Source organism: Candidatus Frankia nodulisporulans (assembly GCF_902806475.1).
Lineage (GTDB): Bacteria > Actinomycetota > Actinomycetes > Frankiales > Frankiaceae > Frankia > Frankia umida.
This window is the reverse complement of the sequence record NZ_CADCWS010000122.1, coordinates 1-12,149: the sequence shown is the minus strand read 5'-3', so window position 1 is coordinate 12,149 and position 12,149 is coordinate 1. Positions and strand designations below refer to the sequence as shown.

At 71.6% G+C, this 12,149-nt stretch carries 9 protein-coding genes; 2 read left to right on the top strand and 7 right to left on the bottom strand.

Annotated elements, in window-relative coordinates:
* Positions 1–14: 14 nt before the first annotated feature.
* On the top strand, positions 15–743 hold the full coding sequence (locus G6R24_RS12560) for an endonuclease V (RefSeq protein WP_338084434.1): 729 nt from the start codon (positions 15–17) through the stop codon (positions 741–743).
* Between the two features lie 27 nt (positions 744–770).
* Positions 771–1,271: a hypothetical protein gene (locus G6R24_RS12555; protein ID WP_163549433.1), complete on the top strand. Its 501-nt coding sequence runs from the start codon at positions 771–773 to the stop codon at positions 1,269–1,271.
* 8 nt (positions 1,272–1,279) lie between these two features.
* Here G6R24_RS12555 and G6R24_RS12550 read toward each other — a convergent pair whose 3' ends face one another.
* The 7 genes from G6R24_RS12550 to G6R24_RS12520 all read right to left on the bottom strand — a co-directional run bounded on the left by G6R24_RS12550 (position 1,280) and on the right by G6R24_RS12520 (position 12,069).
* Positions 1,280–1,705: a GNAT family N-acetyltransferase gene (locus G6R24_RS12550; protein WP_163549432.1), complete on the bottom strand. Its 426-nt coding sequence runs from the start codon at positions 1,703–1,705 to the stop codon at positions 1,280–1,282.
* Between the two features lie 150 nt (positions 1,706–1,855).
* Positions 1,856–4,141, bottom strand: coding sequence for a S9 family peptidase (locus G6R24_RS12545; RefSeq protein ID WP_225438456.1), 2,286 nt, complete (start codon positions 4,139–4,141; stop codon positions 1,856–1,858).
* 59 nt (positions 4,142–4,200) lie between these two features.
* Entirely contained in the window at positions 4,201–5,985 is a 1,785-nt protein-coding gene (locus G6R24_RS12540) for an N-acetylglutaminylglutamine amidotransferase (RefSeq protein WP_163549431.1), read from the bottom strand.
* Positions 5,986–6,300: 315 nt separating this feature from the next.
* Positions 6,301–8,922 (bottom strand): carboxylate--amine ligase/circularly permuted type 2 ATP-grasp protein, encoded by a 2,622-nt coding sequence (locus tag G6R24_RS12535; RefSeq protein ID WP_163549430.1) that lies wholly within the window; start codon positions 8,920–8,922, stop codon positions 6,301–6,303.
* 956 nt (positions 8,923–9,878) lie between these two features.
* Positions 9,879–10,778, bottom strand: coding sequence for an LLM class flavin-dependent oxidoreductase (locus G6R24_RS12530; RefSeq protein ID WP_163549429.1), 900 nt, complete (start codon positions 10,776–10,778; stop codon positions 9,879–9,881).
* 133 nt (positions 10,779–10,911) lie between these two features.
* Positions 10,912–11,193 (bottom strand): hypothetical protein, encoded by a 282-nt coding sequence (locus G6R24_RS12525; RefSeq protein WP_163549428.1) that lies wholly within the window; start codon positions 11,191–11,193, stop codon positions 10,912–10,914.
* A gap of 249 nt (positions 11,194–11,442) precedes the next feature.
* Positions 11,443–12,069 carry a histidine kinase gene (locus G6R24_RS12520; RefSeq protein ID WP_163549427.1) on the bottom strand — a complete coding sequence of 209 codons (627 nt, stop codon included), beginning with the start codon at positions 12,067–12,069 and terminating at the stop codon, positions 11,443–11,445.
* Positions 12,070–12,149 lie beyond the last annotated feature (80 nt).

The window sequence follows — 12,149 nt, the reverse complement described above, 5'->3', positions numbered from 1 at the left end:
ATCCGTGCCCGGGCCTGCTCCAACCCGGCCCGCAACTGCGTGATCAGCGCCGCCTGCTCCACCACCAGCGCCGCGAGCTCGTCATACGACGGCACCGACAGCGCGGGCGGATCACCGGACACACCCGGACCCTACGGTCCGATCAACCACGCCGCACCAACACTCCAGGACCGGCGAGCCATCGAACAGCCCCAGCCCGCCGTGAAACCAAAAACAAACGATCTACGAGACCTGACCAGTTACCCTGGGAGATCATCAGCTCAGCAACGGCAGTGGGCCGGGCAGCATTCCCCTATATTCCCGGGCTACTTTCCTTTCGGGAGCTACCGCCGCTGCTCGACGCGTGGAGCGAGGTGCTTCCGAAACTGGCGGCACCCCCGGACCTGGTACTCTGCGATGGCCACGGGATCGCCCACCCACGGCGTTTCGGGCTGGCCTGTCATCTCGGCATCACCCTTAATCTACCGACGATCGGGGTTGCAAAGACACCCTTCGTCGGCACACACACTTCTCCTGGGCAGCGGCGTGGCGAGCGCACAGAAATCCTGCTCGACGGGGAGCCCGTCGGGGCTGCGCTTCGCACTCGCGATGGCGTTCGGGAGGTGTACCTATCGGTAGGGCACCGGTCCAATCTCGACTCAGCCTGCCGGTGGGTTCTCGAACTATGCCCGAAGTACCGGCTTCCCGAAACGACCCGAGCAGCAGATCACCTCAGCAGGGCTGCACTCGCCGCGCACCGCTGATCTCTCGTCGCATGGCTGGGGGGAACCATGGTCTTTCCGCAGAACCCGCAGGGCTGGTCGATGCCGCCGCTGCCTGCACTACCGTCGTTGCCACGGGTCGCGCAGGTGGCGCCGCGTTTCGACGGGCTGTATGTGGCAGCCGGGCCGGAGCCGGGGTGGAACTTCTACCTTCGCTTCTTCAGCCACGGCTCGGCGTGCGGAACCACCAGCAACCAGTCGCTGCCGGCGGTGGCCGAGATGCTGGTGCCCCGGCCGCCCGTCGGCGGCCACTACCGGATCGCCGGGCAGCAGATCACAGTCAGCAGTACCAGTCAGCATGGCCAGGTCGACTACTGGGGCGAGCTTCGTGGGGACGGCCTGGAGATGCGACTGACCCAGCGCGACAGCCGTCACGGCGTCGAGCGCTTTGATGTCTGGCAGTTCCTCCCGCTCATGTTCGGGTCAGCTCCGGGGGTAGGAAACGGTCGGACTCGATGGGGTCGATGGGGTCGATGGCTGCGGACACAGCCGGACAACACGCGTCGGTGACCAGCGACTCACAGGCGGCGAGTGAGGCCGAAGGTGGAGATGGCGTAGCCGGTGCGCAGCGCCAAGCGGTGAGCCTCGTGGCGATGGGTGTCGACGCCGAGCTGGATGTGTTCGCAGCCCAGACGCCGGGCCTCCCGGTCGGCCCAGGCGAGCAGACGGGTGGCGTGGCCGCGGCCGCGGGCGACGAGGATGGTGGTCAGGTCATCGACGGCGAGATGCCGTCCGCTGGCCAGCGAGGTCACCTGGCGGAAGCCGAGCGCGCTGGCGACCCGGCCGAGTTCGCCGTCCCAGGACGCGATCAGCCGGTAGCCCTCGGGGCGCTGCACCTCGTTGACGAGGCGGACGAACCCCGTCGAGGTCAGGTGGGGTCGTAGCTGTCGCATGGGGTCGAACGCCAGCCAGGTCCGGTCCGCCTCCAACTCCTCGATCTTCACGGTCCGTATTCTGTCAGTACCTTCCTGGGAGCGCTTCGCCCACCCGGTGTGACGTGCCGACTCCACCCGCTATCCACGGATTCGACTAACGGATTCGCCTGGTGGATGCGGCCTGTGGATGAGGCCAGGCGACACGGCGGGTGGAGGTGTCTAGGCGACGGCGTCCTCGGGCTGGCGATCGGTGAGAAGCTGGGCGGCGAGCCAGGTGACGGTCTCGCGGACGAACCGCAGGCGGCCGGCGAGGCCGACCACCTCGTGGCCCTCGTCCGGGAACAGCAGGTAACGACATGGCACACCGTGGGCCTGGGCGGCGGCGATGGTCTGCTCGGCCTCGACCACCGGGACGTTCGTGTCGTTCTCGCCGTGCACGACCAGCAGGGGTGCGGCGAGCCGGCTCATCCGGTGCAGCGGGGACAGCGCCCGTAGCAGGGCCGGGTCGGTCCGCGGGTCGCCGTACTTGGTGACGGCGCTGGCCGCGATCCACGGCTCGGTGTGCTGGTAGAAGGTCTCCAGGTCGACCATCCCGCAGACGTCGACGCCGGCGCGGAACAGCTCGGGGTGTGCGACGAGGGCGGCCAGCGTCAGGTAGCCGCCGTAGGACCGGCCGGCGACGGCGATGCGCTGTGGGTCGGCGAGTCCGGCGGCGACGAGATCCCGCACGCAGCTCGCGACGTCCTCGATGCCGTCGAAGCGGTGGTGCAGATGGTCGGCCTCCTCGAAGGAGCGGCCGTAGCCGGTGGAGCCGCGCACGTTCGCCGCGAACACCGCGATCCCCCGGGCGTTCAGGGCGTGGATCAGCGGGTTGAACGTGGGCCGTTCCTGCGCTTCGGGCCCGCCGTGCAGGTAGATCAGGGTCGGCATCGGCCCGGGCTGCGCCGGCGGGCGGTACCAGAAGCCCGACAGGGTGAGCCCGTCATGGGCGGCCAGGGTGCGCGGTTCCGGTTCGACGAGCTCGCGCGGCTGCCGGGGTGCGCGCGACACCAGACATCGGTGGACGGCGCCCCACCGCGCCTCCCCCGCGTCGGCATCTCCTGAGTCGGCATCTCCCGAGTCGGCGCCGAGGTGGCAGGTCCAGAGCTCGGCGGGCACGGTGGCGTCCTCGACGGCGAGGACGAGCTCCCGTCCACCGGGGCGACCCAGCAGCGCGGTGATCACCGCTCGCGGCGGGGCGGGCAACGGGTGGACCTCGCCGGTGGACAGATCCACTCCGGTGAGCTCGCTGCGTCCCGCCACGTTCCACGCGACGACGGCCCGTCCCAGGCCGGCGGCGCCCAGCCCCGTCCCGATCAGCTCCGCCTCGGCCCGTGCCGTCGCGCCCCGTCCCATCCCGTCCCGACCCATCCGGCCCAGGCCCATCCCGCCCAGAGCCGTGTCGACCAGCTCCACACCGGCCAGTTCCGGGCGGGGGGCGGCCACCTGTCCGGTGGGAGTGTCGAGCAGGGCGATGCGTTCGACATCGGCGTCCGGGCGGGCGGCGAGCACCCGGGCGGGGCCCGGGCCGTCGACCGCCACGTCGAGCAGGGCGGCGCGCTCACGACCGCCGAGATCGGTGACGAGCAGGGCACGGTGCCCGCCCGCGACGAACCGGCCGGAGAGCACGGTCGCCCGCCCACCCGGCAGCTCCCAGGACGCGTAGGTGGTGCCGTCCTCGGCCGCGGTGGTGAGCCGGGCGTCGACGATCAGGGCCCGGCGGACCCCCCGCGGCCCCTCCCGCAGCAGCAGTCGGTGGCCATCCGCGATGGCGACGGCGTCGAGGATCTGCAGGGCGACGCCCTCGGCGAGCACGACCCGCCGTCCGTCCAGGGTGATCAGCACCGCCAGGGTGTGTCCGGACGGGTCGGTCCGGTCGGACTCGGTGACCAGCAGCGCCTGGCCGTCGGTGGTCCACCGCGCCGGGGCGGCGGCCCATCCGTCGCCGCCCGCGAGCCGCCACGCCCCGCCGGGACGGCCACCCGCGCCGAGCCCGGACGCCGGATCGACGATCCGCACCTCGGTGAGCTCCCCGCCGCCCGGCGCGACCTGCACCGCCAGCAGCTCCCCGCCCGGTGACCACATCGCGGCCCGCACATGCCCCGGCCCGGTGTCGACGGCCACCCCGTACCCGACACCGTCACCGTCGGCACCGCCCTCCCCGACGCCGCCCGCAGCCCCGGCACCGTCGACGTTCCCGGCACCGTCGACGCTGCCGGATCCGGCGGGCACGGCCATCGCGCGGACCCACAGCCGTGGGCCGGTGGGTCCGTCCGCGATGTAGGCGAGCCGACCGTCGGCGGCCAGGGCCGGTGCGCGCACGCCGACCGCCGTCGCCCAGGCGTTCGGGAGGTCCGTCGGCAGCGGTGCCAGCACGTCCAGGACGGCGGGACGCTGCGCCGGCACGTCGCGGGCCAGGGCCTGCGTCGACGCGGTCAGGTCCTCGGGGTAGGAGGCTCGGGTCATCTCAACTCCCTACGGCATCGGGTCGGCTCGGCTTGGGCTGGCCGGTCGGGTCGGTCGGATCAGGTCAGGCCATGAGTCTGCAACCACATCTCGAGGAGCGCAGCCTGCCAGAGCGCATTCGCCCCAAGGGTGGTGCGGTTGTCGTTGGGGGCGGCGAGCATCGACTGCACCCAGGACGGTCGGTAGAGCCCGCGGGCCTTGGCCGCCGGGTCGAACAGCGCCTCGCGGACCCGCTCGAGGAACGGGCCGTTCAGGTGGCGGATCGCCGGCACCGGGAAGTAGCCCTTGGGCCGGTCGATGACGTCCACCGGCATCAGCGGACGCCCGATGTCCTTGAGGACGCCCTTGCCGCCGGAGGCGAGTTTGAGTTCGGGCGGGCAGGCCGCGGCGAGTTCGACGAGTTCGTGGTCGAGGAACGGGGTGCGGGCCTCGAGACCGGCGGCCATCGTCATGTTGTCGACCCGCTTGACCGGGTCGTCGATGAGCATGACGGCCGAGTCGATGCGCAACGCCGCGTCCACGGACGTCGCCGCCCCCGGATGGGCGAAGTGGGCGGCGACGAAGTCGCGGCTGGCGTCCCGTTCCAGCAGGTAGGACGGCTCCACCATGGCCGGCAGGTCGCGGTGCGGCCGGTCGGCGAACACCGACAGGTAGGCGTCGACGGCCGCCTCACGGGGGACGTCGGCCAGCGGCGGATACCAGGAGTAGCCGGCGAACACCTCGTCGGCGCCCTGCCCGGACTGCACCACCTTCACGTGGCGGGACACCTCCTGCGAGAGCAGGTAGAACGCCACGCAGTCGTGGCTGACCATCGGCTCGCTCATCGCGGCGATGGCGGCGTCGACGGCGGGCAGCAGCCGGCTGCCGGGCACCCGGATCTGATGGTGATCGGTGCCGAAGTGTTCGGCGATGATGTCCGAGTAGGCGAACTCGTCGCCGGACTCGCCGCCGGCCGCCTCGAACCCGACGCTGAAGGTCGCCAGGCCCGTCTGCCCGGCCTCGGCCAGCAGCGCGACGATCAGGCTGGAGTCCAGCCCGCCGGAGAGCAGCACGCCCACGGGCACGTCGGCGACCATCCGCCGGCGCACCGCGGTGCGCAGCCGGGCGGCGATCGCGTCCTGCCAGTCACCGGCGTCCCAGCCGGCGTAGGCGTCGTCGCGGGTGAACGACGGGCTCCAGTACACCTCGTCGGTGTACTGACCGTCCGGCTCGACGACCCGCACGGTCGCCGCGGGCAGCTTGCGCACCCCGGCGAGGATGGTGTGCGGCGCCGGCACCACCGAGTGGAACGAGAAGTAGTGGTGCAGGGCGACGAGGTCCAGATCGGAGCTGATCCCGCCACCGGCCAGCAGCGCCGGCAGGGTGGAGGCGAACCGCAGCCGCTCGGCGTCCACCGCGTAGTAGAGCGGTTTGATGCCGAGCCGGTCGCGGGCGAGCACGAGCCGGCCGGTGTCGCGTTCGGCGACGGCGAAGGCGAACATGCCGGCGAAGTGGTCGACGCAGTGGACACCCCACCGGTGGTAGGCCTTGCCGATCACCTCGGTGTCGGAGGTGGAGAAGAACCGGTAGCCGGCGGCGGTGAGCTCGTCGCGCAGCTGCTGGTAGTTGTAGATGCACCCGTTGAACGCGGTCGTGAGGCCCAGTTCGCTGTCGACCATGGGCTGCGCGCCCCGCTCCGACAGATCGATGATCCTCAGTCGGCGGTGGCCGAACGCCACCGGCCCGGACGCCCAGATCCCGACGCCGTCCGGACCACGCGCCACCATCGTCGCCGTCATCCGAACCACGGCGTCGACGTCGGCCGCCCGACCGTCGAACCTCAGCTCGCCACTAAGCCCACACATAGCGCTCCCGTCGGGTTACTGGGATCAGGCATGATCCCTTCTCCGGACGTACCTGCCCGGCGTCGAGAGACTTCGTCGTCTCCACACGATCGATGCCGGACGTTTCACAGTCGTGTCGGCCCGGTTGCGGTCACGCACGGTCCACATCCGCGCAGGCCGTAGCGGCCCCGCTTCGCACCGTCGGCACCACCGGGCCGGTGCGGCCGAGCTGGTCACCGACCGTTCGCGAACATGGCGCCGACCGCCGACAACCGCCACCCACACCGATGCCCGCGGGCGTCCGCCGATGCCCGTCGGCCGCCGACCGCGGTTCCGTCAGCGGCGCGGGATCCAGGTGTCCTTGGAGCCGCCGCCGCGTGAGGAGTTGACGATGAGGCTGCCGGGCGGGGCGACCCGGGACAGCGCCGCGGGGATCGCCACCGGTTCGGACCCGGCGTAGACGAACGCCCGCAGATCCACCGCGCAGGGCTGGAGCTGACTGTCATGCCAGGTGGGATGGGTGGACAGGGCCACCACCTCCTGACCGATCCAGCGTCGCGGGTCGGCCAGGATCTGTTCGCGCGCCTCGGTGAGCTGGTACGGCTCGGCGTGCGGGCCGATCAGCACACCCGCGCCGCCGAAGCCGTCCACCGGCTTGACGACCAGCTGGTCGAGGTTGGCCAGCACATGTTCGCACTGCTCCGGGTCGCCGCAGACGTAGGTGGGCACATCGTCGAGCACCGGCTGCTCACCCAGGTAGTAGGTGACCATCCGCGGCACGAAGGCGTAGGTGACCTTGTCGTCGCCGACCCCGTTGCCGGGCGCGTTGGCGACACTGACCAGCCCGGCACGCATCGCCCGCAGCAACGCCGGGCCCAGCGGCGCGCCGTCCGCGCCGACCGCGTTGAACAGTTCGTCCTCGTCGATGCGCCGGTAGAGCACGTCCACGCGGTGCCGGGTGGCGCCGTCGACGCGGTGCGCGCCGTCGTCGTCGACGAGCAGCTCGCCCGGTTCGACCAGCGCCACCCCCATCTGCTCGGCGAGCATGGTGTGCTCGAAGTAGGCCGAGTCAGCCGGCCCGCCGGAGAGCACCGCCACCACCGGCTCACCGCCGCCGCTGGCCCGGCCGCCACCGGTGCTGCTCCCGCCGCCGGGACGGGCCGGGGCGGCGGCCAGCAGCGCCTCGTGCAACAGCGCCGGGATGCCGTCCAGGCGCAGGATGCCGCTGGGCGGCCCGAGTTCGGGCAGCACCGACTCGGCGAGCCGACGTCCCTCCAGGGCGTAGGCGATCCCGGAGGGCACCCGCAGGTTGTCCTCGAGCACCAGCCAGCCGCCGTCCGCGCCGCGGACCAGGTCGATCCCGGCGGTGGTCACCCGGATCGCCTCGTCGGCCACCGCCCGTCCGCCGTGGCGCAACCCGGGTGCGTCGTTGACGACCCAGGGTGGCACCACACCGTCGGCGACGGCCGCGCGCTCGCCGTAGACGTCGCGCAGGAACGCCTCCAGCGCCCGGACCCGCTGAGTCAGGCCCGAGCGCAGCACCGCCCAGTCCTGGGCGGCGATGATCCGCGGCACGATGTCGAACGGGAACGGTCGGCTGCGCTCGTCCCCGGCGACCTTGAACACGATGCCGCGGTCGTGCTGCTCGGCCTCGCGGGTGCCGACCCGTTCGTCGAGCGTGTCCGGGCCGAGCCGTTCCAGGGTGCGCATCACCGCCCGGTACTGGGGCCGCACCGCACCGCGGTCGTCGACGACCTCGTCGTAGCCGGTCGGCTGGTAGCGCTCGAGCAGCGTGGGCGCGATCTGGTCGGGAGCCGACACCGCCGGCGCCACACCGATCACCGCACCGGCCGGCGGCACATCCCGGGTCTCGGCCAGGATCAGGTCGGCGACATCGGTGAGCAGCCCACGGCGCGCGAACGCACGACGCTGGCGCTGCGCGGAACTGCCGCGCCCGGCGGCCTGCTCGGCGAGGTTGTCGATGAGCTCCCAGTCGTCGTACTGCTCCAGCTGCGGACGGACCTCCTCCAGCAGCCGGCGCAGCATCGCCCGTGCCGGCACCGGCCCCGGCCCCGCGCCGAGGATGTCGACGAGGTCGCCCTCCAGCCCCGACCGGGCCGCCCGCCAGGTCGCGGCGCGCAGCAGCTCGGCGCGCGGCGGCGGCGCCTGGCCGCCCGCCGCGATCTGCTCCACCGCCCGGCAGGCCAGCGCGCGGAACAGACCCGCGATGAGAATGACGTTGTCGACGTCCGGGCAGGAGTCGCAGATGCGCAGCTCCACGGTCGGCAGGTGGGCCGACGGGCGGACGTCGAAGTAGACCATGCCCGGGTCGCTGATCACCCCGGACTTGATCAGATCGGCGATGAGCTGGTCGTACTCGGCGGCGGTCCGGAACGACCCGGCCACCCCCGCCGTCGGCCACCGCTGCCAGACCAGCGTGCGCATGCTCGCGTAGCCGCTGTCGGCGCCAAGCCAGTACGGCGAGCTGGCCGACAGCGCCAGCAGCATCGGCAGCCACGGCGCGGTCCAGGCCACCACCGCCATCGCCAGATCACGATCGGCGACGTCGACGTGCACCTGGGCGCCGCAGATCAGCTGCTCGCGGGCGACGATCTGGTAGTCCTCGGTCATCTGCTCGTAGCGGGCGTCGCGGGAGACGTCGAGTGCGTCCACGTCGAGGATCGGCACGGTGCCCGATGCCGCCGGTCCGAGCCCCAACTCCCCGGCCGCCTCGGCCAGCCGGCGGCGTAGATCAAGCAGGTTCGTGCGCAACGCCAGCAGATCGACCGTCGGCCGGCTGTTCGTCTCGACGACGGATTTGAGCAGTTCCGGGGAGAACGAGTCGCCATCGAGGCGGGCGAGTATTTCCTCCGCACGGGGAACAAGCTGACGGGTGTTGAGATCGAGGATGTGGAACTCCTCCTCGACGCCGACGGAAACCATTCGCGCGTCGCTCATGGCCGGCTACGCTACGACCAGCCGGTTACACATGCATGACGGGCAGGTATCTCCGGGGTCCGGATCTGCCATTACGTCCGCCATAGCCGTGTCCGTGTCCGTCGTGGCCGCGTCTGTCGTGACCGGGTCGATCGTGACCGCGCCTGTTGCCCATACGCTGTGATACCGGCATACGCCACCCGCTCTGGCCGTGGGCCGGCGTCCCGACCTGCTCCGATGCGGTGCCCGTAGCGCCCTACAGGACAATCGTGACAGCCCGGTCCGTCGGCCGGCCCGCCGCGATCGGGCGGCCGCGGTCTCCTCGGATTCCTCTCCCACCGACCCCGCCGCTAAAACGTGACGAAGCCCGCAGCATGACGTGCCACGAAGCACCGGGCCGGGATCATCCCGGTGATCGCCGGCAGCCCGTCACGTTTCCGACCCTCCGCCGACCCTGGTTTCACCTGCCTCGGGTTAGCCGCCCATTTCCGGCGAGACGACGATGCGCGACTTCATCCGAGCACAAAGCAACTGCCCCGCCACCATCACGCGGCCCCTCCCCCGGTGGCACCTGGCGCCCCACTCGAACATCCACTGCCACAACGTCGCTGTGGCTCCCTCGATCGCAGCTCGCCACGACGGATCACCAACCAGGCACATACAGCTACGGATCGACGGCGTCGCGTCTGACCAACCCGCCATACCGAGACCCGATCCGCCACGCTGAGGATCGACACCGTCATACCAGCGGCCGATTCCGACATGCCGAGGGTTGTTGGGGAGGATGCCGAGGGTTGCTCTGGTTTTCCGGCCTGAAATCCCGAACAACCCTCGGCGTGAGCCGGCCGAGCCGGCTGGCTCGCCACTGTGACGGGCTGTCCACGACGAGGGAATACCCGCGGCCACGAGGTGGACCCGAGCCATCACGATGCGTTCGCGAGAGTCGGCGACGACCACCGCGACGGCCATGGCGACGGCTACGACGATGCGGTGCGGGCGGCGGCCTGGGCGCGGACGGCGGGTAGGACGTCGCGGGCCAGGGTCTCGAGCTCGCCGACGGTGGGCACGGCGAGTAGCAGGGCGGTGAACCCCACGGCCACGATGTCCACGAGCTGGTCGATCACCTCGGTGACGCCGCCGCTGACCACCCCCGATCCGGGCGGTGCCTGCTGGCCGAGCCGCACGATCACGTTGGTGGCGCAGACGATCGACGCGGGGTCACGGCCGGCCTGGGTGGCGGCGGTCAGGACGGCCGCGCGCATCCGACGGGCACCGTCGAGGCCGACCCGTCCGATGGAGGGGAGCCAGCCGTCGGCGAGTTCGCCGGTGAGCGCCAGCGCGCGCGGCCCGTACGAGCCGAGCCAGATCGGGATCGGGCGGGCCGCGGGCGGGTCGATCCGGGCGCCGTGCACGGAGAACTCCTGGCCGGCCAGGGTGGTCGGTTTCCCCGACCACAGCCCCCGCAGGATCGCGATGGCCTCCCGCTGCCCGACGATCTTCTGCCCACCGGTACGTTCGGTGAGGCCGAAGGCGTGGAACTCCGCGTCGTACCCGCCGCCGCCGAGGCCGAGGACGAACCGTCCACCGGAGAGCCGGTCGAGGGTCTCGGCGATCTTCGCGACCACGGGCGGTGGCCGGTAGGGCAGGGCCAGGACGTTCGTGGCCAGTTCGATGCGGCGGGTCTGGCCGGCCAGCCAGCTCAGCGTGGTGAACGGATCGTCGGTGGGACGCTCGCTGTGCAGGTGGTCGCTGAGGCTGAACAGGTCGTAGCCAAGCTCGTCGGCCCCCTGGGCGAGATCGAGGGTCTGCACCGCCGACAGTCCGCTGACCACACCACCGGCCCCGAACGCCAGCCGCGCCCCGGACAGCGCGCTCATCGCGTCGCCTTCCGATGCGGGCAGGTGTCGTGGCTGCCCGCGCGGTCGGCGCCGTTGGGGTCTCGGTCGGTGGCCAGGCCGGTGGCCGGGCCTGTAGCCGGGCCTGTAGCCGGGCCGGACGAGAGGGGTGAACTCACCGGGAGTCCTTTCGGTGGATGTGGTCGGCTCGCAGACGCAGCAGGATCCGTTCGCCCGCGGCCGGGCGCGGGACGGGGCTGCCGGTCCACCAGTCGAAGGCGAGATGGGCGAGGTCGATGGCGGGTGGTCCGGTCTCGGTCGCGACGATCTGGCCGCGAACCTCGATGTGACGGCATGGGTCGGCGCGGTCGTGCAGCGGGGTGGTGGCCCGCGGATCGGGACCCTCTCCGCGAGCCCTCCCGGGGACGGCGGCACGCGAGCGGCAGCCGATGGGCACTACCGATCTTTCGCATCACCAACAAAATTAGTTTGTATTGCCTATCATTGCGAATACCAACTATACAGGTGAGGGAGGACGCTACCCGCGCTGCCAGGCCGGTGCGCGAGCAGCCGCAGCGCCGAGAGTCCGCTGGCGGCGCGGAGGCAGCTGAATTCGAAGTAGTTGCACGTTCTGTTCGAGTCGCATGTGAGCGCGGCATCGAGGCCGGCCTGCGGCTCATCGGCGGTGTCGGCGGTGTCGGCGGGCTTATCCGAGCAGAACGACCAACGCGACGAGGACGCTGATTTTCAGCACGAGCAGCATGTCGGCCGCGCGGCCGTCGACATGGCGGATGTTGACCGTTTCCAGTACCCGCGGCACCGCCACCCGCATCCGTGACCACATCAGGACGGCCGCGCCGGCGCCGACGCAGGCGACGGCAATCTGTGCTCTCAGCGACCCCGGGGCGTACGCGCCGGTAATCGCCGTCGCCACCACCAGCGCGAATACCTTGATCGCCGCGAACTGTGCGAGCGTGGACCGCGACCGCAGCAGGACGGCGGCCACCGTCACCGACAGGGCCAGGGTGACAAGCGCCGTCGCGGCGGTATGCGGGTACACCTCGATCCTGGCCAGCCCCGAAACGTGGAGACGGGCGACAGTCTGGTCGACCGGGATCAGTCGCAGCAGGCCGACCGTGGCCGCGGCGAGCGCCGCCTCGGTGCCCCGCAGGACGAGCAGGGCGGCCGGGATGAGCAGGAGCCGCCGGGCCACGATGGCCGGTGCGAAGGCGCGCCTGTCCGCCGCCGGGGCGGCGTTCAGGTCGGCGTTCAGGTCGGTGCCGGAGTCGTCGACGCGTCCGGCAGCGGTGGTACGTGTGTCCGAGCGGGCCATGTCAGGCATCTCCGCACGACGGGTGGGCAGCCATCTGCTGGTCGAACAGGGCGCCGCTGATCGACATCTGGACCCGCACG